At 66.8% G+C, this 24,803-nt stretch carries 22 protein-coding genes; 9 read left to right on the forward strand and 13 right to left on the reverse strand.

All coding sequences use genetic code 11. From position 1 onward, the window contains the following. Positions 1-41: 41 nt before the first annotated feature. The 5 genes from gspD to Mspo_RS11330 form a co-directional block, all read right to left on the reverse strand. Positions 42-2,123 carry a type II secretion system secretin GspD gene (gene gspD / locus Mspo_RS11310; protein ID WP_244613356.1) on the reverse strand — a complete coding sequence of 694 codons (2,082 nt, stop codon included), beginning with the start codon at positions 2,121-2,123 and terminating at the stop codon, positions 42-44. Between the two features lie 346 nt (positions 2,124-2,469). Next, the gene (locus Mspo_RS11315; RefSeq protein WP_159729781.1) at positions 2,470-3,000 is read right to left on the reverse strand and encodes a hypothetical protein; all 531 of its coding nucleotides are present in this window, start codon (positions 2,998-3,000) and stop codon (positions 2,470-2,472) included. Continuing rightward, positions 2,997-3,587 carry a type II secretion system protein GspM gene (gene gspM / locus Mspo_RS11320; RefSeq protein ID WP_159729783.1) on the reverse strand — a complete coding sequence of 197 codons (591 nt, stop codon included), beginning with the start codon at positions 3,585-3,587 and terminating at the stop codon, positions 2,997-2,999. Before gspM ends, Mspo_RS11315 begins: the two co-directional genes overlap by 4 nt. A 13-nt stretch (positions 3,588-3,600) precedes the next feature. Continuing rightward, positions 3,601-4,728 carry a PilN domain-containing protein gene (locus Mspo_RS11325; protein WP_159729785.1) on the reverse strand — a complete coding sequence of 376 codons (1,128 nt, stop codon included), beginning with the start codon at positions 4,726-4,728 and terminating at the stop codon, positions 3,601-3,603. 108 nt (positions 4,729-4,836) lie between these two features. Continuing rightward, the gene (locus Mspo_RS11330; RefSeq protein ID WP_159729787.1) at positions 4,837-5,280 is read right to left on the reverse strand and encodes a hypothetical protein; all 444 of its coding nucleotides are present in this window, start codon (positions 5,278-5,280) and stop codon (positions 4,837-4,839) included. Positions 5,281-5,644: 364 nt separating this feature from the next. On the opposite strand from Mspo_RS11330, the gene Mspo_RS11335 reads away from it, so the two are divergent. Genes Mspo_RS11335 through Mspo_RS11355 form a run of 5 tightly spaced genes read left to right on the forward strand, consistent with a single transcriptional unit; the run spans position 5,645 to position 10,142 of the window. Continuing rightward, positions 5,645-7,381, forward strand: coding sequence for a GspE/PulE family protein (locus Mspo_RS11335; protein ID WP_159729789.1), 1,737 nt, complete (start codon positions 5,645-5,647; stop codon positions 7,379-7,381). Position 7,382: 1 nt separating this feature from the next. Then, positions 7,383-8,603 (forward strand): type II secretion system F family protein, encoded by a 1,221-nt coding sequence (locus tag Mspo_RS11340; RefSeq protein ID WP_159729791.1) that lies wholly within the window; start codon positions 7,383-7,385, stop codon positions 8,601-8,603. Continuing rightward, on the forward strand, positions 8,600-9,064 hold the full coding sequence (locus Mspo_RS11345; RefSeq protein WP_159729793.1) for a prepilin-type N-terminal cleavage/methylation domain-containing protein: 465 nt from the start codon (positions 8,600-8,602) through the stop codon (positions 9,062-9,064). The genes Mspo_RS11340 and Mspo_RS11345 overlap by 4 nt, the downstream gene beginning before the upstream one ends. Then, positions 9,049-9,531, forward strand: a complete 483-nt coding sequence (locus tag Mspo_RS11350; RefSeq protein WP_244613357.1) for a type II secretion system protein — start codon at positions 9,049-9,051, stop codon at positions 9,529-9,531. Before Mspo_RS11345 ends, Mspo_RS11350 begins: the two co-directional genes overlap by 16 nt. Beyond that, the gene (locus Mspo_RS11355; protein ID WP_159729795.1) at positions 9,528-10,142 is read left to right on the forward strand and encodes a type II secretion system protein J; all 615 of its coding nucleotides are present in this window, start codon (positions 9,528-9,530) and stop codon (positions 10,140-10,142) included. Before Mspo_RS11350 ends, Mspo_RS11355 begins: the two co-directional genes overlap by 4 nt. A 5-nt stretch (positions 10,143-10,147) precedes the next feature. Here Mspo_RS11355 and Mspo_RS11360 read toward each other — a convergent pair whose 3' ends face one another. Both Mspo_RS11360 and Mspo_RS11365 read right to left on the reverse strand, forming a co-directional pair. After that, positions 10,148-10,750 (reverse strand): prepilin peptidase, encoded by a 603-nt coding sequence (locus Mspo_RS11360; protein WP_244613360.1) that lies wholly within the window; start codon positions 10,748-10,750, stop codon positions 10,148-10,150. Between the two features lie 2 nt (positions 10,751-10,752). Next, positions 10,753-11,088, reverse strand: coding sequence for a hypothetical protein (locus tag Mspo_RS11365; protein ID WP_244613363.1), 336 nt, complete (start codon positions 11,086-11,088; stop codon positions 10,753-10,755). Positions 11,089-11,396: 308 nt separating this feature from the next. Here Mspo_RS11365 and Mspo_RS11370 point away from each other — a divergent pair, with 308 nt between their 5' ends. Both Mspo_RS11370 and Mspo_RS11375 read left to right on the forward strand, forming a co-directional pair. Then, positions 11,397-12,203 carry an ABC transporter permease gene (locus tag Mspo_RS11370; RefSeq protein WP_159729799.1) on the forward strand — a complete coding sequence of 269 codons (807 nt, stop codon included), beginning with the start codon at positions 11,397-11,399 and terminating at the stop codon, positions 12,201-12,203. 174 nt (positions 12,204-12,377) lie between these two features. Further along, complete coding sequence (locus Mspo_RS11375; protein WP_159729801.1) at positions 12,378-13,901, forward strand: ATP-binding protein; 1,524 nt, start codon at positions 12,378-12,380, stop codon at positions 13,899-13,901. A 59-nt stretch (positions 13,902-13,960) separates the two neighbouring features. On the opposite strand, the gene scpA is transcribed toward Mspo_RS11375, so the two are convergent. The 6 genes from scpA to Mspo_RS11405 all read right to left on the reverse strand — a co-directional run bounded on the left by scpA (position 13,961) and on the right by Mspo_RS11405 (position 21,706). After that, the gene (gene scpA, locus Mspo_RS11380; RefSeq protein WP_159729803.1) at positions 13,961-16,126 is read right to left on the reverse strand and encodes a methylmalonyl-CoA mutase; all 2,166 of its coding nucleotides are present in this window, start codon (positions 16,124-16,126) and stop codon (positions 13,961-13,963) included. A 268-nt stretch (positions 16,127-16,394) separates the two neighbouring features. After that, positions 16,395-17,291, reverse strand: coding sequence for a retropepsin-like aspartic protease (locus Mspo_RS11385; protein ID WP_159729805.1), 897 nt, complete (start codon positions 17,289-17,291; stop codon positions 16,395-16,397). 243 nt (positions 17,292-17,534) lie between these two features. Continuing rightward, the gene (locus tag Mspo_RS11390; protein ID WP_159729807.1) at positions 17,535-19,436 is read right to left on the reverse strand and encodes a HAMP domain-containing methyl-accepting chemotaxis protein; all 1,902 of its coding nucleotides are present in this window, start codon (positions 19,434-19,436) and stop codon (positions 17,535-17,537) included. 238 nt (positions 19,437-19,674) lie between these two features. Then, positions 19,675-19,998 (reverse strand): cytochrome c, encoded by a 324-nt coding sequence (locus Mspo_RS11395; protein WP_159729809.1) that lies wholly within the window; start codon positions 19,996-19,998, stop codon positions 19,675-19,677. Positions 19,999-20,042: 44 nt separating this feature from the next. Next, the gene (locus Mspo_RS11400; protein ID WP_159729810.1) at positions 20,043-21,260 is read right to left on the reverse strand and encodes an LL-diaminopimelate aminotransferase; all 1,218 of its coding nucleotides are present in this window, start codon (positions 21,258-21,260) and stop codon (positions 20,043-20,045) included. Between the two features lie 80 nt (positions 21,261-21,340). Beyond that, entirely contained in the window at positions 21,341-21,706 is a 366-nt protein-coding gene (locus tag Mspo_RS11405) for a hypothetical protein (protein ID WP_159729812.1), read from the reverse strand. Positions 21,707-21,926: 220 nt separating this feature from the next. On the opposite strand from Mspo_RS11405, the gene phaC reads away from it, so the two are divergent. Together phaC and Mspo_RS11415 are read left to right on the forward strand one after the other, a co-directional pair. Further along, positions 21,927-24,176, forward strand: a complete 2,250-nt coding sequence (gene phaC / locus Mspo_RS11410) for a class I poly(R)-hydroxyalkanoic acid synthase (RefSeq protein WP_159729814.1) — start codon at positions 21,927-21,929, stop codon at positions 24,174-24,176. A 148-nt stretch (positions 24,177-24,324) separates the two neighbouring features. Then, positions 24,325-24,735, forward strand: coding sequence for an AAA family ATPase (locus tag Mspo_RS11415; protein ID WP_159729816.1), 411 nt, complete (start codon positions 24,325-24,327; stop codon positions 24,733-24,735). The last annotated feature ends 68 nt before the right edge of the window (positions 24,736-24,803 follow it).

Genomic DNA, 24,803 nt, shown 5'->3' on the forward strand with positions numbered 1-24,803 from the left:
AAAGTCGTCGCCGAGCGCTTCGCGCTTTTCGGGAATATGCTCTATTCGTCGAGCAGCACGCGCCGCGTCACGCCCTCGAGAGAATGGGGGCGAACCTTCGACTTGGTGGCGATGTTCAGCAGCTTGCGCTTATATTCGTCGGTGATGTCGCGCGCTTCGCCGAGCGTGCGCACCACATGCGGCGTGATCATGATGAGCAGCTCGGTCTTGCCGGCGGTGTCGATCTTGTCCTTGAAGGCGTTTCCGAAAATCGGCACGTCGCCGAGCACCGGCACTTGGGCGGAGCCGCGCGTGCGCGAATCCTGAATGAGGCCGCCGAGCATCAGCGATTCGGCGTCGTTCACGACGACCTGCGTCTTGACGCGCCGCTGCTGGATCGTCGGCGTCGTCGTGGTCGTGTTGGTTCCCGGCGCCACATTGGAGACCTCCTGCTCGAGCTCCAGCATCACGCGGCCGCTCTCGTTGATATGCGGCGTGATGGCGAGAATGACGCCGGTGTCGCGATAATTGACCGAGTTGAATGTCGTGATGCCGCCCTGCGCCGTCGCGCCGGAGAGCGTCGTCACCGGAACCTGATCGCCGACCTGCAGAACCGCCTGGCGATTGTCGAGCACGGTGAGCGAGGGCGTCGAGATGATGTTGACATTGGTGATCTGGTTGAGCGCGTTGAGCGTGACTTGCGCGTTGGCGCCGCGAAAAGCGTAGGCGAAGCCCGGAAACACCCCGCCGACCGCCGCGCCGAGCAGATTATTGCCGAGCGTGTCGATCGCCGCGGGCGCGCCGGCGTCCCCGGTCGAGAAACCGGCCATCGACGATCGCTTCTGCAGGAACCAGCGCACGCCGAAATGCAGATCGTCGTTGAGCGACACCTCGGCGATCGTGGCTTCGATGAACACCTGATTGGGCAGCACGTCGAGCTTCTCGATGACGTGCAGGAGGCGCTTGTAGTCTTCCGGCGTCGCCATCACCACGATTGCGTTCTTCGCCTCGTCGACGGCGAGCTTGAAGCGGCTGTCCTCGCCGAGCGCCGACGCCGTCTGCGTCTGATCCTGTCCGTTGCTCGAGCTCGATGAGCCGCTCGTCGCGCCGAAGCCCGCCGCGCCGCCGCTCGACGATCCGCCGAAAGAGCCGAGGCCGCCGCTCGTCGAGCTCGTCGGCGAGATCGCCCCGAGCTGTCCCGAGGATGAGCCGAAACCGGAAGAGCCGAGGGCCGAAGAGCCGCCGGAGCTCGTCGAGAGCCCGCCGGAGGAGGAGAGGACCGACGATCCGAAACGCGGCGAGACGTCATTGCTCTTGGAGACGCCGGCGTCGCGCCCGAACATGGACGCGACGACCTGCATGAGCTCCTTCGCTGGCCGGTTCTGCACGCGATAGCTGAAGAACTGCTTCTGAACGCCCTGCGCCCGCGCGTCGAGACGCTCGATCCAGGCGCGCGCCCGCGAGAGATAGGCCGGCTGCGGAGTGATCGCCAAAATCGCCGACAAATGCTTATTGCCGATGAACTGGATCATGCCGTTCATCGGCCCCTCCCGCTCGGAGCCGAAGACCTTGCGCAAATCCTCGACGAGCGCGTCCGGATCGGCGCTCGTGACCGGCACGACGGCGAAGGACATCCCGCGCATCGTGTCGACGTCGAAGAGAGCGATCGCGTCTTCGAGCGCGGCGATCTCCTGCGGGCCGCCGCTCAATGTCAGCGTGCGGCGCTGATCGTCGGCGCGCACGACGGCGCCCTGCCGCGTGATCGGCTCGAGCACGCGCTTCATCTCCGAGGCCGAGACATAACGCAGACGCACGATGCGCGCGCCGCCGGCGAGGCGGTCCTGGTCGAGAGGTTGCGGCGAGACGGAGATCGAGCCGCTGGCGGCCGCCTGATCGAGCGGCACGATCTTGTAGACCCCATCGCTTTCGACGATCGCCGCGCCGGAGACGCGCAGAGCGGATTGGAACAATTCGATCGCGGCCTTTCGCCTGACCGGCCGCGCGGTATGCGCCGTCACCTTGCCGTCGATGCGCGGATCGACGACATAGTCGACGCCGGCGATGTCGCCCAGCACCACTTTCGCCGCCTGAGCGATCGGCAGATTGGCGAGATTGAGCGTGACGCCGTCTTTCTCGTCCCGCATGTCGTCTTTTTGCCGCGGCGCCGCGTCGCCGACGAAACGCCCGCTGCCCACGATCGATTCGGCGGAGAGGCGCCCTCCGCGAACGGCGGATGCGCGGCTCTTCGTTTCTCCAGCGGAATATCGCGACGCGTCGTCGAGCGCCTCTCGACTCCATTCCGCGACGGGAGGATCGCTCGTGCTCTGACAACCAGAGGCCGCGGCTGCCACGATGGCGAAAAGACTCGAATGTAAAAAGCGCGACCGCACATTCGCCTCAACGCCGAAGAATACCCAGGCTCACGCTCGTCACCTAACATGATTGTCGGTCACGCGCCACTCGCGCCGACGCAATTCACGGGCTGAAAAACTAATGCTCCGGATAGAGTTGCAGGCGGGCCGATCGCGCGCCATTGACGAGCTTCAATTCGAATTCGCCGACATCCGCGATGGTCCAGCCCTGCACTGTCTCGCCCTGCGCGAGCCAGCGGCCTTCGGGGGATTCGGCGGAGACGACGAAAGCGCGCGTCGATCCGCCGGTCTTGACGATCGCGGCGAGCGAGAGGCCGGCGAGCGCCGCGGAGCCTGCGGCCGCATTGTCGCCGACCTTCGCGACCTGCGGGCGCGGACGCCGCGATTTCCAGAAGATGGGCCGAGACAATGTCTGCGCGTCGTCGCTCGCCGCCGGGGCGCGGCCCGACGACGGCGACACGAAGCTCGGCGGGCGCCAATCCGTCTTCTGCGTCGGCGCCGCCTCGTCGGGGCCGATCAGTGAAACAATCGCAAAGGCGAAAGCGGCGACGTCCAGCGTCGCCAGCACGAAGAGGAGCATGGCGGCGAGCGGCGACAAACGCAGCGCGCGCGCCAGCGACCGAAAACCTTCGATCGGCGCCGCCGTCACGAGCGCTCTTTCGGCGACGCGCCGCCGAAGACGTCGAATTGCCCGGCCAGCATTGCGTCGGTCGCAGTCTGCGCCCCCCAGACGGGCATTTGACGACGCAATGACGCCGTGAGCACGAGAAGCAGCGGCGTCTCGTTCTCGAGCGAGCGCACGAGCGCGTGAAGCGATTCGATCGACCCGCTCACATCGAGCCGCGCGCCGACGAGAGACGCGCCATTCAGCGTTTTGGGCGGCAGCATGCGAATCGAATTCACCGTCGCGCCGGATCGGTCGGCGGCGGCCTTCAGCAGCGCCTGGAGATTGGCGTTGACGACGCCCTCCGTCGCGCCGGAGAGCAATTCGCCCTGCGCATTGCTCTCCGCCACCTGCCGCGCATAGAGCCGCACGGCCTTCTCCTGCGCGGCGACGGCCTCATAGCGCGCGAGCGTCGCGCGGCGGTCGGCGACGCCCTCCGCGCGCTCTGCGAGGAGCCCACGCAAAGGCTCGACGAAGGCGAAGAAGAAGAGCAGCGCCAGTAGCGCGTTGACGCCGAAAAACAAGGCGCGCCGCGATTTCGGATGCGAGAGCGCCGTCGAGCTCAGCGGCATCGTTCCGTCCCCCTCATGGATTTCGTCTCACCTTCGCCTGCAGCGAGAAGCTCTCGCGCTTCTCGATCGGATCGGGCGTGATCGGCGCGGTCAGCTTGGCGTCGGCGAAGAGCGAGGAGCGATCGAACAACGCGGGAAGGCTCGCGGCGGAATCGGCGAGGCCGGCGATCTCGATGGAGCGTTCGCCCTCGCGCGCTTCGACGAGACGCAGATCGGATACGAAGGCGCCGTCGGGCAGGAGCCGAGAAACGTCCTCCCACAGATCGGCGAACGCCGGATATTTCGCGCGCTCCTCGCGCAGCGTGGCGAGCAGCCGGCTCTCGGAAGCGGCCTGGTCGGCGATCTTTCGCGCTTCGCCCGCGCGGCGCGAGATTTCGGCGATTTCGACGTCGAGCGCCGCGGCGTCATGTTCCTGTCGCCAAATCGTGATCGTCGCGCCGATGACGAAAAACGCCGCAGCGAGCAGAGCGAGGATCAGCGCCGCCTTGCGCTCCCAATGCGGCGCCTCGAAGGCGCGGCCGACGGCGAGAGTCGGAACCGGCGCGGAGCCGTCGCCCGAAGGCGCGGGCTGCGCCAGGTCGAGATCCTCGACGGAAAGGCCGGAGCCGTCGAGCAAACCGGGCAGCAGATCGCGCCGCAAGATCCATTGCTCCACGACGATCTTGCCCGGCGATCGCGGATGCGGCGTGGCGATATGGCCGTGCAGAATGTCGGCGAGCGCGAAGGGCGTCTTGCGTTCGACCTCCGCCGCGAGCAGGCGCGGCAGATCGGGCTGCGCGACGAGAGGCGCATCGAAACGCCGCACGAGGAACGCCTCGCGCGGAACTTCCACGACGATTTTCGTCGCGGCGCGCGTCGCGCCCCGACGCTCCAATGCTTCATCGATCGAAGCAGCCGAAAGCTCCTCCGCCGAAACCGGCTCGGCGAGCTCCTGCCCGTCCGCGGAGAGCAATCGCAGCGGCTCACGCCGTCGCCCGGCGCGCAAGAGCAGCCGGCGCTCGCCGCGATCGAGCAGCCAAGCGAGCGTGGAGGGAGAGAAGAGCGCGAAAAATTCAGCGCGATACCAATGCAGAGCGCGACTCGCAGCGCCGGCGAGCGAACCCTCGAACAATTCCTTGCGCCAGATGGACGAAGACGGCATCGAGGACGCGCTCATTTCCAAGTGACGATCGATATGCGGCGCGGTCTTTAGCACAGACGAGGTCTAGCCGCCAATCCCGCGCGACGTTCCACTCGCGTGACGACAAAGTCATTCGACAAACGGCGCCGCGCGCAGGCGCCGACGCCGCGCGGCCGATGACTCATGCGTCGAAGGCGCGGCGTCGTCGCGGGGCGGCGGCTCTTCTACGTCGATCATCGTGCCGAAAGAGGTTTCCGCGCCCTCCTCCACACTCTTCGACGCCACGCTATGCGATTTGGCGTGGAAACGTCCGACGGGCAGGATCGGCGCGAAACCCGCGGAAATGCGACGCACGGGCTCGATCGATCGCGAGATCGGCAGCGCCGCGAAGGCGCCGCGCGGCGTCTCGACGGCGAGAATGGGCGTCGCCGACGGCTCGCCGGCGCCGACCACGATCTCGACGCCGAGCAATGTCGGGCGCCAGGCTTCCTCGGCGCCGCCGTCCTTCTCGCAGAGGCGGTATTTGAACTGACATTTCCATCGCGTAGAAAAATTCGCGATGCGCTCGCGCAATTCGACGAGCGCATTGGCGAAAGCATCCGCGCAATTTTGCCGTGAGAATCGTCTGGACGCTGCGCAGGCCTCGGGAGTAGCGAAAAGATATGACGATATCGCGGCGGCGCGAGGCGCGAGGAGAAGCGACGGCCAAACCGCCGCGCAAAGCCATAAAATATGGGACGCGCGCCGGGCCCTCGCAGCAAGGCGCCCCCGCGCGATCGACGCCGACGACATATGCGATCGCTCGTTCGCTGCTCGGCGCGATTGCGCCGGGAACGCCGCGAGGCTACCATTCGATCCCGCGCGGCGCCAGCGCTCCGTCGCCAATCTCAGAGGCGAATCGGCGGAGAGGTCCGAACATTTCGAGCGAGCTCTTTCGATGACCGACGGCGTGATTTCGCGGGCGACGTCGCCCCGGCCCGATGCCCAGAACGGCGCGCTGCTGGAAGCGTTCGGCGCCTATCTGCTTCGTGAGAAGGTCATCGACGAGCTCGCCCTGCAACGCTCGCAGCGGGCGGCGCGCCAGAGCGGCGAGCGCTTCGATCACGTGTTGACGAAGCTCGGGCTCGTCTCCGAAAACGATCTTTGTCTCCATCTCGGCAAATTCCTGCAAATTCCCGTGATGTCGGCGGAGGAGACGCCGGCCGAGCCGGTGCTCGAAGCGCGGATTCCGAAACGATTCATCCGCGCCAACGGCATCCTCCCGCTCGCCGCGACCAGCGAACGTCTCACGCTCGCCGTTCTCGATCCGCTCGACAACGGCCCTATGGAGGCGCTGGCCTATTCCACGGGCCTCGCGCACGATCTGCGCATCGCGACGCCGGCTCTGTTCGAAAAGGCCTGGGCCAGCCTCTACGGCGATCGCTCCGACGGCTCGACGCTGGTCGAAGCCGATGCGAGGGCCGAAGACGCCAGCGACTTCGATCTGCAGCGCCTGCGCGACATCGCCAATGAGGCGCCGGTCATTCGGCGCGTCAATCAGATCGTCGGCGGGGCGATCGAGGCGCGCGCCTCCGACATTCATATCGAGCCCGGGCTCGACGCCGTGCAGCTGCGCTATCGCATCGACGGCGCCTTGCGCACGGTGGACACGCTGCCGCCGGGCCTCAAAGCCGCCATCACCTCGCGCATAAAAATCATGGCGCGGCTCGACATCGCCGAGCGGCGGCTGCCGCAGGACGGCCGCATCAAGCTCGCCGTGCGCGGCGTCGATATCGATTTTCGCGTCTCCACCATTCCGACGGCGCATGGCGAGAGCATCGTGCTGCGCATTCTCGACCGCAGCCAGGTCGCGCTCGACTTCGACGCGCTCGGCTTCGAGCCGGGCGTGATCGCCTCGCTGCGCAAGGTGATGCGCAGCCCGAACGGCATCGTGCTCGTCACCGGCCCGACCGGCAGCGGCAAGACCACGACTCTCTACACGGCGCTGAAGGAGCTCGCCCGTCCGGAAGTGAAAGTGTTCACTGTCGAGGATCCGATCGAATATCAGCTCGCCGGCGTCAATCAGGTGCAGGTGCAGCCGGCGATCGGCCTCGATTTTCCGACGAGCCTGCGCGCCATGCTGCGCCAGGACCCGGACATCATCATGATCGGCGAGATTCGCGACGCCGAGACGGCGAGGATCGCCATACAGGCGTCATTGACTGGACATCTCGTCTTCTCGACGCTGCACACCAACAGCGCGGTGGGCTCGATCACGCGCCTCATCGACATGGGCGTCGAGCCCTATCTCATCGCCTCGACGGTCAAGGCGATCATGGCGCAGCGTCTGGTGCGGCGCCTGTGCCGCTCCTGCGCCCGGCCGCTGCCCGAGCGCGCGCAATGGCGCGGCCGTCTCGCGGCCGAAGCTTTCATCCGAGAGCCCGAGAGGCTCGGCGCGCCGGGGGGCTGCCCCTCCTGCCGCCAGACTGGCTACGCCGGACGTTCGACGATCGCGGAAATGCTGGTCCTGAACGAGCCGATGCGGCGGCTCGTCTGCGAGTCGGCGCCCGAGGCGACGATGGCGGCGGCGGCGCGCGACGCCGGCATGACGACGATGTATCAATGCGGCATGGGCAAGGCCTGGCGCGGCGAGACCAGCATCGACGAAGTGCTGCGCGTGACGCAGGTCGATTGACATGTCCAATTTTCGCTACCGCGCCTATTCGTCGATCGGCGATCTCGTCGAAGGCGACATAGAGGCGCGCTCGACCGCGGACGCCGAGGACGCTCTGTGGCGGCGCGGCCTCACGCCGCTCTCCTTGCGCGAGACTCGCGCCGGGGCGAAGGGCTCGCTGCTGACGCTGCAATTCGGCGTCCGCAAGCCCTCCGCCGCCGACATCGCCTCCTTCACGCGCGAATTCGCCACGCTGGAACAGGCCGACGTGCCGCTCGACCACAGCCTGCGGCTGCTGTCGACGCAGAGCGCGACGCCGGCGCTGCGCGCTCTGGCGGACGAGATCTTGCGGCGCGTCGTCGACGGCGCGTCGCTGTCCGACGCTCTGGCGACGCGCGCGGATCTCTTCGGCGCCGATTACATCAATATCGTGCGCGCCGGCGAAACCATGGGCAATGCGGCGCAGGCGCTCGCCGACATGGCCGATATATTGGAGCGGCGCCTCGAGATGCGCGGGCGCATTCAGAGCGGCCTCGTCTATCCGGCGCTGCTGATCGTGCTGGCGATCGTCTCGACGGCGGTGGTGCTCGGCGCGCTCGTTCCCAATATCGCGCCGATCTTCGCCGACAGCGGCCAGCCCATGCCCGCCGGCCTGCAATTCGTCATCGACGTCTCGGCCAATTGGCGATGGGGCGTCGCCGGCCTCGCGCTCGTCGCGGCTCTCGTCTTCGCGCTGAGGCGATACGCCGCCGCCAGTCCCGAATTCGGCGTGCGCTTCGATCGCGCGCTGCTCGCTCTGCCCTACGCCGGCCCGCTCGCCGCCAAGCTGCAAACCGCGCGCTTCGCCTATACGCTCGGCTCGTCGCTCAAAGCCGGCGTGCCGCTGCTGCAAGGCCTCGAGAGCGCGCGGGCGGCGCTCTCCGACCGTTATTTTTCAGCGGAGCTCGCGAAAGTCATCGAGAGCGTGCGCGGCGGCGGCGCGCTGAGCTCGGCGCTGGAGCGTTTCGAGCGGCTCCCCGCGACGACGCCGACGATGACCCGCATCGGCGAGGAGGCCGGCCGGCTCGACGACATGCTGCTGCGTCACGCATCCATGCTGGAGCGGCAGACGCAGCGAAGCCTCGAACAGGCGGTCGGCCTCGTCACGCCGACCCTGACCATCCTCATCGCCGCCGTCGTCGGCGGACTGGTGATGACGGTGATGGACGCCGTTCTCGGCATCAATGATCTCGCGATGCGATGAGACCTCCTTTCGCCCGCGGCGCGCGGCGCAGGCGCGGATTCTCGCTGCTTGAAATGCTCGCCGTCATGGCGATCGTGGCGCTTCTCGCGGGAATGGCCGGGCAGTTCACGCGCCGGCCCTCGCCGCGTCTGCGCGTCGAGAGCGCGATGCGCTCGCTGTGCGTCGCGCTGCGCACGACGCGCATGCGGGCGATCTCCATGGCGAGCGAGCAGGCGCTGACGATCGATCTGCATCGAAAAGCCTTCTTTTCTCCCGCCATCGCCACGACGGCGCTGCCGGGGGACGCCAGAATCGAATTCTCCGTGTCCGAGCGCGAGCGATCGGGGCCCTCGCGCGGAGCCATCTCCTTCTTTCCCGACGGCGGCTCCTCGGGAGGCGTGGTTTCGATCGGCCTTTCGGGCGCGCGCGCCGAAATCGCCGTGAATTGGCTCACCGGAGCGACGCGATGCGTTCTCCATTAGAGCGATCGTTTTTGCGAGAAGCGAGACGCGTTTTCCGTCCGGTCAGATCGCGAACGCGTCCGGCGCCTATCACGGCGCGGCGCGGCTTCGCGCTGATCGAGGCGCTCGCGGCCTTTCTGATTCTCGCGCTGGTTCTGGGCGGGCTGCTGCAAGGCGTCGGCCTCGGCGCGCGCAACGAGAGTCGCGGCGACTTCCTGCTGCGCGCCGCGCGGCAAGGGCGCTCGCAGATCGAGGCGCTCGGCGTCGAGACGCCGCTCGTCGCCGGCGAGACCTCGGGACGCTATTCGGACGGGTTGCTCTGGTCGCTGACGATCGGCGCGTGCCGGACGGCGTCCGACCGCGCTGGCCTCGGCGAGACCGTCGCCTGCGCCGTGGCGCTCACCATACGCCGGCCGGGCGACGCCGCGCCGGGCGACAGGCTGACGCTGCAAACGGTCAAGATCGACGCGAGCGGGACGCAGCGATGAAGGCTCCCATTCGCTCCCGCGGCTTCACCCTGATCGAGGTGCTGCTCTCGATCGCTCTGATGTCGCTGATCGTCGGCGCGATCGCGGGCGGCTTTCGTCTCGGCAAGCGCGTCTGGGAGACGGGCCGCGACTATGAGGGCGTGCAGGAGGTGGAGGAGGCCGCCGGCGCGCTCGAAGCCCTATTGTCGCGCGCCTTTCCCATTCCTTTGACCAGGCGGGACGGCGCGCCGACGGTCGCCTTCGAGGGCCGCCCGGATCGCATAAGGCTGGTGACGACGAGCGACGGCGGCGCGGATTGGGGCGGCCTCGCGCTGACGGAGATATCGCTATCCGGCGACGAGCTCGCCGTCCGCTCCGGCGTGCTGCGGCAGGAAGCCTGGTTCGGCGGCGCGGGCGCGCCGACGCGCGCGACGACGGCGCTACGCGGACTCGCGACTTTCGAGCTCGCCTATTTCGGCGCGGCCGAGCCGAACGCCGCCCCGAGCTGGACGAACATCTGGTCGGAGCGCATCGTCGCGCCGCGGCTCGTCTCGGTGCGGCTCACGGCGAAGCGCAACGGCAAGCTCATCGACGCCTCTTTCGTCGTCGGCATTCGGCAAAATCCGCTGTGACGCGATCATCCCGCCTCGAGCGGCCCGAGGCTCCAGCAGAGCCAGAAGCCGAGCGCGAGATGCGGCCCGAAGGGGATGGGGCGAGTCATATCGCCGAGAGCCCCGTCGCGCGCCGCGATGAGCGCGGAGACGAAGGCGGAAAGGGTCGCGACGAGCAGGCATCCGGGCAGGGCGGCCGGCCCCAGCCACAGGCCGGCGATCCCCAGCAAATGGGCGTCGGCGAGGCCGAGCCCGTCGCGCCCCCGCAATAGGCGATAGGCGGCGTCGATCGCGCGCAGGGCTCCATAGCCGCCGGCCGCCGCCGCGAGGCGCAGCGCCGCCTCATGGCCATCCGGCGGCAGCATGGCGAGGCCGAGCAGCAGAAGAAGGATCAGCGGACCGTCGGGAATAACGAGAAAGCGCGCGTCGAACAGAGCCGCGAGCGCCAACGCGCCGAAGAGGATCGACGTCGGCGCCGCCCACCATCCGAGCGGCGCCGGCTCGAGAAAGGCGTAAGCGAGCGCCGCGAGAGCGATCCAGGCGACATGGGCGAGCGCGCGCCCCTCCCCGCGCGCCGTCAATATGGCGACGGCGGTTTCGCGGAGCAGGGCGCGGCGGCGCGCCGACACGCTCAGATATCGACGAAGATCTCGCAGCCGAAGGCCGAGACCGGAAAACGCGCTTCGTCGAAAATTTTGTTCCAGCATCGTCCGACGCCGTTGATCGTCCGAAAGAGATAGACGCCAGTCTCGTCCTCGACGCGCCGATCCAAGACATGCGCATGGCCGAGATAGTTGAAATAGGAGATGGCGACATCTCCATGGCAGCGATAGAGAATCTGCCGCGAGAGGACGAAGACGGAGAGTCGGTCCTTCGCCTCGGCGACGCAATAGGAATAATGCTCGAGCGCCTCCGGCTCGACGCTCGGCCCCGACGGAGCGGCGAGGCCGGGAGCTCCGGCAAACATCGCGCAGATCGAGATCACACTGGCCGTTCTACGCATGGAAACAGCCTGCTTCGAAGACAATTCGCCGGGAAGAACGCTCGCTGGCGTGAGGCGATTCTATTAAGAGAAAGCTGCGACCGGATCAAGAAACGACTTTTGCGCGACGCCAGCCGAACCCGCATCGCGCCCACCATCTCGGCTTCCGCGGCGTCCGCGCCGCAGGAGCGCCATATTCGAGACCTATGCGAGGCGAAATCCCTTCGCCTCTTGCGAGCGAAAGCGACCCGATCATCGGTTCGGAGATCGCCGAAACCGAGTGGAGCCGAGCCATGTACGCCGAACTGAATGCGCGATCGGAATTCAGGGAAGCCTTTGCGCGACAGCGGCAGGTGATTCTCGCTTTGATGCTGCGAAACATCCGAACGCGATTTTTCGGTCACGGCCTCGGCTATCTGATCGCGATCGCCTGGCCGCTGGCGCATACGCTGATCGTCATCGTCCTGTTCAGCCTCAACGGCCGCATGGCCCCGGTCGGCGAAAGCACGATGCTTTTCATCGCGACCGGCGCGGTGCCGTTTCAAGTGCAGGCCTATCTCTCCACCTTCATGATGATGTCCATCCTCACGACCCGGCCTCTCCTCGCCTTTCCGGAAGTCAAGGTGATGGATGTGCTGCTCGCGAGCATCGTGCAGGAGATTCTCTCCTCCTGCGCCGTCGTTCTGATCCTCATCGGCATCGGAACCGCTTTCGGCGAGAATCTGATGCCACGAGACATAGAACAGGCGGCGAGCGCCTACGGCGCCGCGATCCTGCTCGGCGTCGGCGTCGGCTTCTTCAACGGAACGCTGGCTCTCGCCATTCCGATATGGGCCATGATTTTCGCGCTGATACGAATTTTGCTGTGGATGGCGTCCGGAACGATTTTCCTGCCCGACAATCTGCCGGAGCCCTATCGCACCATGCAGAGCTATAATCCGATCGCGCAATCGATCGAATGGATGCGGGCCGCCTATTACGACGGCGTGGGGGCCGGATTTCTGGACCGCGCCTATGTGCTCGAATTCGCGGTCGGGGCGATTTTCATGAGCCTCCTGGTCGAACGTTTGACGCGAGGCCATCTGCTGGCGCTGCGCTGACCGAGCGAAGCGGGATCGAACGCTTTCGCGCGATGGGGAGGAGCGGCGACGGCGGGAAGCGCCCGGCTCCGCGCCCTTGTCCACAGGAGATGCGGCGCAGTTGAACGCGCGGCGCGAATCGATTTGAGTCCGCGCCATGATCTTCAGCCCCTTCTCCGCCGGACTTGCGTCGCGATGACATCGACCGCCAAGGTTTCCATCGACCTCGGCGCCCGCGCGGACGGCGGCGTCGCCGCTCTCGATCTCGAGGAGCTGCTGGCGACTCGCCTTCTCGTGCAGGGCAATTCCGGCTCCGGCAAATCGCATCTCCTGCGCCGCCTGCTGGAGCAGAGCGCGCCCTGGGTGCAACAGGCGGTCATCGATCCGGAGGGCGATTTCGTCACGCTCGCGGAGCGCTATGGCCATGTCGTCGTGGATGCGCGGCGCGGCGTGGCCGATCTCACGCGCATCGCGGCGCGAACGCGCCAGCACAGAGTCTCCGTCGTGCTCGACCTCGAAGGGCTCGACGCCGAGCAGCAGATGCACGCGGCCGCCGCCTTTCTCGGCGGGCTCTTCGACGCCGAGCGCGATCAATGGTATCCGCTGCTGGTGGTGGTGGACGAGGCGCAACTCTTCGCGCCCGCCGCCGCCGGAGAAGTGTCGGACGAGGCGCGCAAGGCCTCGCTCGGCGCGATGACCAATCTGATGTGCCGCGGCCGCAAGCGCGGCCTCGCCGGGGTCATCGCCACGCAGCGGCTCGCCAAGCTCGCCAAGAATGTCGCGGCGGAGGCGTCCAATTTCCTCATGGGCCGCACTTTCCTCGACATAGACATGGCCCGCGCCGCCGATCTCATCGGCATGGAGCGGCGTCAGGCCGAAATGTTCCGCGATCTTCCGAGCGGCAATTTCGTGGCTCTCGGCCCCGCCCTCGCGCGCCGCCCGCTGTCCGTGCGCATCGGCCCGGTGGAGACGGCGGCGCGCTCGGTCAGCCCCAAGCTGCTGCCGCTGCCGGAGCCCGCCGCGGGCGAGGACGCCCATGATCTGATCTTCACGCCCGGCGTCGATGAGGCGCGCTACGAGGCCCCGCGCCGGCCGCCGCCGGCGCCGCCGACCGCCGATGTGCTGGCGCGCCTCGCCCGCAGCGCGCCGCCGGCGCCGCCTTCCGTCGAGCCGACGCCGAGCCTTTCGCCCGAGCAGCGTCAGACCGCCATAGACGCGGCGCTGCGCGAGATTTTGGCCGACAGCGACGCCAATTTTCGCACCATTACGGTGCTCTATCAGGATTTTCTCGTGCGCTGCCGCATCCGCCGCATCGGCGGCGAGCCCTTGAGCCTGCCCGCCTTCCGCCGCCGTCTGGCCGTGGCGCACGCCGGCATAGAGCTCGCCGAGGCGGAGGCCGAGAATTCGCCCTGGGCCGAGGTGCTCGCCATGGCCGGCGCGCTGCCGGAGGATATGCAGGGCGTCTTTCTGTCGCTGGCGCGCGCCGCCTTCGACCGCCGCCCCTGCCCCTCCGACGCCGATGTCGCCAACGCCTATGGCACAAGCTCGCCCGGCCGGGCGCGGCGGCTGCTCGCCTATATGGAGGAGCGGCAGGCGATCGTCTGCCGTCTGGACGCGCGCGGCTGGCGCATCGTCGCCATTCCCGGCGTCGCCTGGGAGACCGGGCCGGGCGACCCCGCCGCCGCAGGCGCGACGACGCCCGAGGCGAGCTCGGTCTGACGCGCTTACAGAGATCGAACGATGCGAGCCTGAAGGCTCGCTTCATGACGAAACGCGGCCTACCGCCGAACCGTCTCCCGCTGCGCATAGCCGAGCCGGACGTTCAGCTCTTCGAGCACTTTCTCGGCGGCTTCCGGAATATTGGTGCCGGGCGGGAAGATCGCCGCCGCGCCGGCGTCATAGAGCGCCTGGAAATCCTGCTCGGGAATGACGCCGCCGACGACCATCATCACTTCCTCGCGCCCCGCGGCCTTCAGCGCGTCGCGCAATTCCGGCGTCAGAGCGAGATGGCCGGCGGTCATCGTGTTCACGCCGACGATATGCACATTCTCCTCCGCCGCGCGCTTGGCGACCTCCTCCGGCGTCGCGAAGAGATCGCCGATGACGACGTCGAAGCCCAAATCCGTAAAGGCGGAGGCGATGACTTTCTGCCCGCGGTCATGGCCGTCCTGGCCGAGCTTGGCGACCAGAATCTTCGGCTTGCGCTTGTCGTTCTCGGCGAAGGCCTCGGTCATGCCGCGTACGCGCGCGACCTTGTCGCAATCTGCGCCCGCCTCGCGCGCATAGACGCCGGAAATGACATTGGCCTTGGGCTTGTGACGGCCGAACACTTTCTCCAGCGCGAAGGAGATTTCGCCGACGCTGGCCTTGGCGCGCGCGGCCTCGATGGCGAGCGCCAGAAGATTGCCGTCGCCCTTCGCGCCTTCCGTCAGCGCGTCGAGCGCGGCTTGCGTCCTCGCCTCGTCGCGCTCGCCGCGCAGGCGCTCGAGCTTGGCGATCTGCGCGGCGCGCACGGCGGAATTGTCGACCTTCAGCACATCCGGCGCGACGTCGCTGTCCGGGCGGAACTTGTTCACGCCCACGACGACCTGCTGTCCCGTGTCGATGCGCGCCTGCGTCTTGGCGGCGACTTCCTCGATGCGCTGCTTGGGGACGCCCGCGGCGATCGCCTTGGCCATGCCGCCGAGGCTCTCGATCTCCTGAATATGCGCCCAGGCCGCCTCGGCCAGCTCGGCGGTGAGCTTCTCCACATAGAAGGAGCCGCCCCAAGGATCGATGATGCGCGTCGTGCCGCTCTCCTCCTGCAAGACAATTTGAGTATTGCGGGCGATGCGGGCGGAAAAGTCGGTCGGCAGCGCCAGCGCCTCGTCCAGCGCATTGGTGTGCAGCGATTGCGTATGACCCTGCGTCGCCGCCATCGCCTCGACGCTGGTGCGGATGGCGTTGACATAGACGTCCTGCGCGGTGAGCGACCAGCCGGAGGTCTGGCAATGGGTGCGCAGAGTCATGCTCTTCTCGGATTTGGCGCCGAGGTCTTTCATCAGCCGCGCCCAGAGCAGGCGCGCGGCGCGCAGCTTGGCCACTTCCATGAAGAAATTCATGCCGATGGCGAAGAAGAAGGAGAGCCGCGGCGCGAAAGCGTCGATATCGAGGCCCGCGGCGACGCCGGCGCGCACATATTCGACGCCATCAGCCAGCGTATAGCCGAGCTCGAGATCCGCGGAGGCGCCCGCCTCCTGCATGTGATAGCCGGAGATCGAGATGGAGTTGAACTTCGGCATATTCTCGCTGGTGTAGGCGAATATGTCCGAGACGATGCGCATCGACGGGAAAGGCGGATAAATATAGGTGTTGCGCACCATGAATTCTTTTAAGATGTCGTTCTGGATCGTGCCGGTGAGCCGCGCCGGCGGAACGCCCTGCTCCTCGCCCGCCACGATGAACAGCGCGAGCACCGGCAGAACCGCGCCGTTCATCGTCATGGAGACGCTCATCTGATCGAGCGGAATGCCGTCGAACAGAGTGCGCATGTCGTAGATGGAGTCGATGGCGACGCCCGCCATGCCGACGTCGCCGGAAACGCGCGGATGATCGCTGTCATAGCCGCGATGGGTGGCGAGATCGAAGGCGATGGAGAGGCCCTTCTGCCCGGCGGCGAGATTGCGGCGGTAGAAGGCGTTGCTGTCCTCGGCCGTGGAGAAGCCCGCATATTGGCGGATCGTCCAGGGCTGGGCGACATACATGGTCGGATAGGGCCCGCGCACATAAGGCGCGACGCCCGGGAATCCGTCGATGAAAGAGAGGCCTTCTACATCCTCGGGTCCGTAGGAATTCTTGACTTCTATGCCCTCGGGCGTCAGCCAGCGGCGCGGCTCCGCGGCTTGCGCCGGGGTCGCGTCGACAGGAGCGAAGGCGATTTTTGTGAAGTCGGGAATTTGGGACATTTCTTTCCTCTGACGGCTCCATCAGACTATTAGCGAAAAGCGGCGGGAGGCGCAAAGGGCCGGGGCTGGACCGGAATCCGATCCGACCGGATCGGATTCCGGTCCAGCTTTTCTTGCTTGGAGCGAATTCTGATCGCTCGAACGATTCCGTTCGAGCGGAAAGCGCTCTAGAGCATGTTCCCGAAAAGTGCGAAGCGGTTTTCGGGAAAGAACATGCGAATTCAAGTAGCTCTAGAGCGCATTCGGACCTGATTTGTCCGAATGCGCTCTAGCGCGCTTCGGCCTTCCAGCGCGGGGCGTCCGCGACACGCAAATCCAGCTCCCAACGGAAACGGCTCAAAATGTCGAAGCCGAGAATGAGAGGCGCCTCGCCGCCCAACGCCTCCCGCAGCGGGCCGAAGTCATAGGAGACGACCACGACATCCTTCAGAACATGGCCGTCGCCGAGGTCGATTTCTTTCGCCTTATAGACTTTCGCGCCGAATTTCCTGCCCGACGCATCGCTCACCTCGGCTTTTTTCTTCACCGGGACGAAAAGCGCCTTGCGCCGCTCCAGGAAGCGGCGGTCGACGGCGGAGATTTCGGCGCCCGTGTCGAAGAGGCCGACCGCTTCCGTCTTGCCCAGGCGCACGTCGAGGCCGAGGAGCCTGTGATCCGGCCAGAGACGGCGGAAGGGCCGAAAGCCGCTCTCCTCGCCCTCGGGGAAGAAGACCATCTCTTTGCCCTCGAGATCGAGCGAGAAGCGCGCGCCTTTGAAGAAATCGAGCCCCAGAAGATCGTCCCCGTCGGAGGTCGTGCAGCGGGTGACGCGATATGTCGCCCGGCCGATGTTGGTTCCTTGCGCGGCTTTCAGCTCGACATTCGTCGCCTCGACGTCCTCGCAGCTCGTCGCCGCCCCCGAGGCCCCCGTCGAGACGCTCGCGCCCAGCGCCGGAAATCCCTCGTTCCATGGCGCGAGCTCGATGCGGCTCGTCGAGGCGGCGGTGTCGAGCCGCATCGGCCCCATCACATTGCCGAAACGCATGGTGACATAGACGCGGCCGCCGCCATCCGCGCCATGGATCACATCGAGCGGAACGACGGAGCGCTCCTGCGCGCGCGCCGGCAGGGCGCCGATGAGAACCGCGAGAAGGAAAAGCGGAAAGCGCGAAAAGAGTGTCGTCATGGCGCGGCGGCTCCGTCCCGGCGAGGAAGGCGTCTATAGCGCGGCGCGCGGCTTTCGTCTGCCGCGGAAATCCGACCGGCAGGGGCGAGGCGATTTCATGCTGTCGCCGAGCCGTCCGCCATCGCCCCCGGGCGAAACGGCCGGCGGATGCACGAAAGGTCACGCTATGAGAGGTTCGGCGGCGGTCCGGCCGGCGGCGGTTTCGGCGGAGGCTAGAAAAGCTCTAGCCTCCGCCCCCGAAACTCAGAACTCGGTCCAATCCCCCTCCTGCGCGACCTCCGCCTTTCGCACGGCCGCGCCGGAGCGCGAGGTCGCGGTCCGTTTCAGCATGGGGCGAGCCGCAGAAGGCGCGCGGCTCTCGATCTCGCCGATCTTGAAACGCGAGACGAGCTGAACCAGCTCGGCGCTGTCCTCGGCGAGCGAGCGGCTCGCCGCATTGGTCTCCTCGGACATGGCCGCATTCTTCTGCGTGACCTGATCGATCTCCTGCACCGCCGTGTTCACCTCGCGCAGGCTCGTCGATTGCGCCTCGGCGCTCGAGGCGATGCCGGTGACGACGACATCGATGCGATTGACCTGCTCGACGATGCGGTGGAGCGAGGCGCCCGTCTCGGCGACGAGCGCGACGCCGTCCTGCACGCGGGCGTTGGAGGCGACGATGAGGTCCTTGATCTCCTTGGCGGCTTCCGCCGAGCGCTGGGCGAGCGAGCGCACCTCCGTCGCCACCACGGCGAAGCCGCGTCCGGCCTCGCCCGCGCGCGCCGCCTCGACGCCGGCGTTGAGCGCGAGAAGATTGGTCTGGAAGGCGATCTCGTCGATGACGCCGATGATCTGGCCGATCTGCTCGGAGGATTTTTCGATGCCGCTCATCGCTTCTATGGCGTCGCCGACGATCTTCTCGCCTTTGACCGCATCGGTCTTGGCGTCGCCGACGATCTCGCGCGCCTCGACGGCGCTCTCGGCCGCCTTGCGCACCGTGCCGGTGATCTGGTCGACGGCCGCGGCCGTCTCCGCCAGCGTCGCCGCCTGCTGCTCGTTGCGCTGCGAGAGATCCTCGGCCGCATGGGCGATGTCGCGCGTGCTGGCGCCGATCGCGCCGCTGGTCGCGACGATGCCGCGCAAAGTATGCTGCATGCGCTCGGCGGCGGCGTTGAACCGAGCCCTGAGCTTCTCGTAATCCTTGATGAACTCCTTCTCGAGACGGACCTCGAGGTCGCCCTCGGCCAGCCGCTCCATGGCGGCCGTATATTCGGCGAAGAAGAAATCGCGATTCTCGATATACCATTTGGCGCCGGCCGCCTTTTCTTCGAGCTTGGCGGCGGCGGCGGCGTTCTGCTCGGCGGCGCGCGTCTCGGCGAGGCGGACCTCCTCGAGCCTGTCGCGCACCACGCCGATGGCGTCGCGCAGCCGGCCGATCTCGTCGTCGCGCCCCGCGAAGGGCGGCTGGCCGAGCGTGTCGCCGCGCGCGAGCTTCGCCGCATAGTCCGAGAGCGCGACGATCGGCTTCACCACGCGGCGATGCGCGACGAGCGCCGCGCCGGCGAGAAGGCCGAGAATGGCGAGCGCCGCCGCGAGGCTCGCCCAATCGTAACGCTCGCCGAGCGCGACCGCGCTCTGTTCCGTCGTCCTCGCAAAGCCGTTCGCCTTGTCGATTTGACGCTCGACGAAGGCGCGATGGGCGGAGAAGCTCTTGTCGAGGCGCGCCAGCGACGCTTCGACGCCGGCGCCGTCGCCGCGCTCGAGCGCGGAGAAAAAGACGTCGATCTCGCGCCAGAAGGCCTCGGCCTCCTTCGCGGCCGGCCCATTGGCGAGGGCGACGAGATCGGCGGGCAGAAGCGTCGATTTCGACCAGAGGGCGCGTCGTTGCTCGAACCGTTCGCGCGACGCCTGGAGACGCGATTTCGCCTCGCTCGCGTCCAGCTTGGAGGAAGCGGCGCGCTCCGCGTCGAGATAGGCCTCCACCAAGAAGAGCGGCGGCGGCAGAAGATCGGCGACGAAGTCCTTGCCGGCGGCGAGCTTCTGATAGGCCGGGCCGCCGATCTGCAGCTCGCCGAGAATATAGCGGCTCGCGCCGGCGGTCGCCGCAAAGGCGAAAAGCGCGATCGCGGCGAGCAGGCTCGCGGCGCGTGCGATGGAAAGGCGCATTACACTGCCTCCGGATGGAGCGAGCCGCTCGGAGACGATAATTGTCCTGGCGGCGGATATGTTGCGAGGGAGAGCGAAGCTGTCGGCGCGGAACGCTCCGCGACCGGGAACAGGCCGGATCGACACCGGAATGGAGGAGCGGCGTCATGCCTTCGAGCGCCCGCCACATGCGCCCGATCCTCCATGTGACAAAATTACGTAGGTCGTCTTAAGAAATTGTGCAGGAGGCCGCCTGGCGTCATTTGCGCTGGATCGACGCCGTATAAGCGAGCAGCGCCTCGATCTGCGCGGGCGAGAATTCGAAGCGCGGCATGTCGAGCCCGCCATGGCCGACGACGATTCCCTCCGCCAGCGCCTCCTCGAGATTGTCGAGCGGATATTTCTTCGTGAGCGAGCGAAAGGGCGGCGAGGCCGGATTGGGGCTCTTCCCCCGCGCGCCGATGGCGTGGCAGCGGCTGCAATTGGCCTTGGCGATGGCGCGGCCGCGCTCGATCTGCTCGGCGGCGAATGGCTCGCGCGGAACGAAGACGACGAGCGCGCACACGATCAGAATGAAGCGCATGGTCGCGGCTCCTCTCCTCGTTCGGCCGAAAGCGGCGCGCGCCCTCACCCGCGCGCCTGCAGCGGCACGACATTGTGCAGCGTCGTCTCCGCGCTCTCGAAGAAACGGCGCAGATTGCGCGCCGCCTGGCGGATGCGCTGCTCGTTCTCGACGAGGGCGAGGCGCAGATAGCCCTCGCCATGCTCGCCGAAGCCGACGCCCGGCGCGACCGCCACATCCGCCCTCTCGATGAGGAGCTTGGAAAATTCGAGGCTGGTCATGCCGGAAAAACGCTCCGGGATCGGCGCCCAGACGAACATGGAGGCCGAGGGCGCGGGAATCGTCCAGCCCGCCTGCGCGAAGCTCTCCACCATCACGTCGCGGCGCTTCTTATAGATGGCGCGCATCTCCTTGATGCAATCGTCCGGGCCGTTCAGCGCCGCCGTCGCCGCCACCTGGATCGGCGTGAAGGCGCCATAATCGAGATAGCTCTTCACCCGCGCGAGCGCGGCGCAGAGCCGCTCATTGCCGACGGCGAAGCCGATGCGCCAGCCGGCCATGGAGAAGGTCTTCGACAGCGAGGAGAACTCCACCGCAATGTCGATCGCGCCATTGACCTGCAGGATGGAGGGCGGCGGATTGTCGTCGAAATAGACCTCGGCATAAGCGATGTCGGAGAGCACGAAAATATCGTGCCGCTTCGCGAAGGCGACGAGATCCTTGTAGAAATCGAGCGAGGCGACCGTCGCCGTCGGATTGGCGGGGTAGCAGACGACGATGGCGATGGGCTTCGGTATCGAATGGGCGACGGCCTTCTCCAGCGCATGAAAGAGCTGCGGCGTCGGATCGGCCGGCACGGAGCGGATGACGCCGCCCGCCATCAGAAAGCCGAAGGCGTGGATCGGATAGGAGGGATTGGGCGCGAGAATCACATCGCCCGGCGCGGTGATCGCCTGCGCCATATTGGCGAAGCCTTCCTTCGAGCCGAGCGTCGCCACCACCTGCGTCTCGGGATCGAGCTTCACGCCGAAGCGGCGCTCGTAATAGCCGGCCTGGGCGCGGCGGAGGCCAGCGATGCCCTTGGAGGCCGAATAGCGGTCGGTGCGCGGACGGCCGGCGGTCTCGACGAGCTTCTCGATCACATGGCGCGGCGCCGGCAGGTCCGGATTGCCCATGCCGAGGTCGATGATGTCGGCGCCGCCGGCGCGCGCCTTGGCCTTGAGCCGATTGACCTGCTCGAACACATAAGGGGGAAGGCGCTTGATGCGATAGAAGTCCGACATCGCCGATATCCGTTGAAAATTCCGTCCGCGCCCTTTTTGAGCGCGGCGGAGGATTGTGACGCGAAACCCTTTCGAAAGAGCTAGGGCTGTTTCGTCTCGGCGCGCCGCTCTTTCGGCGCGTCGGGAATTTTGACGCGGGCGGCGCGAGCGCGATTGGCGGCGGCCGCGGCGGCGAGCTCCTTCTCGAGCGTGGCGGCGCGGGCGGCGCTCTTCTTGGCGTCCTTCGCGGCGTCGGGCGCCGGCGCGACGAAGGGCGTGTAGCCGGTCGCCCCCGTCCGCGAGCGAACGACGAAATCGGCCGGCGGCGGCGGCGTCCTGCGCATGTCCAGCCCCTCGAAGAAATTGCCGATCGACTCGCCGACCGTCTCCGACCCGCCTTCCTGCGCGCGCGCGCCGCCGGCGGCGACAGCGAACAGGATCAGGCAGAGCGCGAGGCGCGAGATCATCGGTTTCTCCGGATGGTTGCTCCCGTCATAGAGCGACATTGCGGCTTTGGTAAGGGGGCGCCCGAATAAGGAAGCGCCAGCCCTTCCGCGACGCATCGCCGCGCTTAAGTATTGGAGGAAGAGCATTTCTGCGCCGGAGACGGTTTCCGAACCTCCGCGGGATATGCTCTAAGGAAGAGACACAGCCGAGGGCCGAAAGCCGCCGAGGACAGGACAGCCCATGACCGCACAACGCCGTTCGCACGCCGGAGCCAAACGGCGGTCGCCGCTTCGCGCATCGGCCGAGCCGCCAGAGGCGCCGAAAGGAGGGGCCGCCGCCGGCGAGCGAGTGCTGACGCTCGCGGCCGATAACGACGGCCCCCGCAAGCGCGCGGCGAAAAAGATACAGAAGATGCAGCGCGCCGAGGCCGAACCGCCCCGCCCCGCCGCAAAGCGCGCGCCGGAAAAAAAGCCGGGCAAGGGCGCCCCGGCGAAAGCCGCGCCGGCGAAGAAGACCGCGAAAACGGCGGACGAGACGCACCGCCGCGACGCGCTCGACGCCGCGGCCCGGCTTCTGGCGAGCGCCGCTGGAGAATTGAGCGAGGAGCAGCGGCGCCTGCTGGTCGAGAGGCTGACGCCCGCCGCGCCGGCGCCCGCCCCCTCGCCCAAGGAGAGGACAGCGGCGCGGCCGAAGCCGGTCGTCCGAGCGCCGGCCGCGCAGAGCGGCCATGACATCGAGATTTTCGCGGAGAATCTCGCGCGGCTCGTGGATCAGGGACGCAAGGCGCTGGCCGCCGCGATCGGCGGCATGGAGCCCGGCGACACACGCAGCGAGCTCGCCAGCAATGTCGCCGATGCGGCGAAGACGCTCGGCGTGGTGGCCGAGCGTTGGATGGCCAAGCCCGAGCAGGCTTACGCCGCTCAGGCGACGCTCTTTTCCGGCCTCACCGACATTTGGAGCCAGACGCTGCGGCGCTTCTCCGGCGAGGATGCGCCGCCCATCGTTCCGTCCGATCCCAATGACAAGCGTTTTTCCGCGCCGGAATGGCGCGACAATCCCTTCTTCGACTGGCTGCGCCAATCCTATGCGCTGACCTCGCGCTGGGCCGGCGAGACAGTGGAGCGCACGGAGGGCCTCGACCCGCAGATGAAAGCCAAGGCGGCCTTCTACACGCGGCTCATCGCCAGCGCTCTCTCGCCCTCCAATTTCGTCGCCACCAATCCCGAGCTGTTGCGCGCCACGCTCGACGCGCGCGGCGAAAATCTCGTGCGCGGCATGAAGATGCTGACCGAGGACCTCTCCGCCGGACACGGAATGCTGAAGCTGCGCCAGAGCGACGAGAGCGAGTTCGAGCTCGGCGTCGACATGGCCAACACGCCCGGCAAGGTGGTCTGTCGCACGCAGGTGATGGAGCTCATCCAATATGCGCCGTCGACGCAGACGGTCTATGAGCGCCCGCTGCTGATCGTGCCGCCCTGGATCAACAAATTCTACGTGCTCGACCTCAATCGCGAGAAGAGCTTCGTGCGCTGGGCGGTGGCGCAGGGCCTCACCGTCTTCGTCATCTCCTGGGTCAATCCGGACGAGAGCCAGGCCGAGAAGGGCTTCGACGCCTATATGAAGGAGGGCGTGCTCGCCGCGCTCGACGCGGTGCAGCAGGCGACAGGCGCGGAACATGTGGCGGCGGCCGGCTATTGCGTCGGCGGCACCATGCTCGCCGCGACGCTCGCCTATCTCGCCGAGAAGGGCGACGACCGCATCGACAGCGTCACTTTTCTGGCGACGCAGGTGGATTTCACCGACGCCGGCGACATGCAAGTGTTCATCGACGAGGCGCGCCTCGCCGCGCTCGACGAGGCCATGGCCCGCACCGGCTATCTCGAAGGCGTCAAAATGGCGACGACCTTCAATCTGCTGCGGCCGAACGAATTGTTCTGGACCTATTTCGTCAACAATTACATGAAGGGCGTCGAGCCGGCGGCCTTCGATCTCTTGACCTGGAACTCCGACTGCACGCGCATCCCGCGCGCCAACCATCTCTTCTATCTGCGCCACTGCTACATAGAGAATGCGCTGTCGCAGGGCCGCATGGTGATCGACGGGGTCACGCTCAATCTGCGCAAGGTGAAGATCCCGATCTATGAGCTCGCCGCCAAGGAGGACCATATAGCGCCGGCGCGATCCGTCTTCACGGGAGCGAAATATTTCGGCGGCGAGGTGCGCTATGTGCTCGCCGGAGCGGGCCATATCGCCGGCGTCGTCAATCCGCCGGACAAGAACAAATATCAATATTGGACCGGCGGCCCGCCTGTCGGCGCCTATGAGGATTGGGCCAAGGCCGCCCGTGAGAACAAGGGCTCCTGGTGGGGCGACTGGCTCGCCTGGCTCACCGCCCAGGCCCCGCAGCGCGTGCCGGCGCGCATCCCCGGCGACGGCCGGCTGAAGGCGATTTGCGACGCGCCGGGGGAATATGTGCGGGTGCGGGCGTGAGGGGGGGGGCGCGCTCGCTTTGGGTCATTCCTCGACCTTCGCCGATGATGGCGAATAAGGAACGCCACGGCATGCCTCCAAGGCGGCTTGATAGCGAAGTTATCTGAGTATATGATTTTTTCGCTATAATTAGCTAAGGTCGCTCGAATTGGACATCGTCCGCAACCCATACGCGCCCGGCGCGGGGACTCCGCCTCCGGAATTGGCCGGGCGGTCATCCCTCATCGACGACGCCACCAATGCGATCAAGCGCGTTGCGGCCGGACGCCCTGCGCAAAGCCTAATAATGGTCGGGTTACGGGGCGTCGGAAAGACAGTTCTATTAAACCGGATCGAAGAAATTTCCTCTGATATTGGCTGTAAATCAGCATTTGTCGAAGCTCACGAGGGCAAGAATCTCCCAGAATTACTTGCGCCAAAATTACGATCCCTCCTCTATTCATTGAGCAAGGTCGACAGCGCGCAAGACTTGGCGCGCCGCGGCCTACGCGGCCTAAAGGGCTTCTTGAATGGACTGAAAGTCACGATAAACGATGTCGACTTTGGTCTGAGAACCTGACTCAAAAGACAACTATCGCGCGAGCCGCCTGATTGCGATCTGGATCGACGCCAGAACGACGAAGGTTT

This window comes from Methylosinus sp. Ce-a6 (assembly GCF_009811655.1).
Taxonomy (GTDB): domain Bacteria; phylum Pseudomonadota; class Alphaproteobacteria; order Rhizobiales; family Beijerinckiaceae; genus Methylosinus.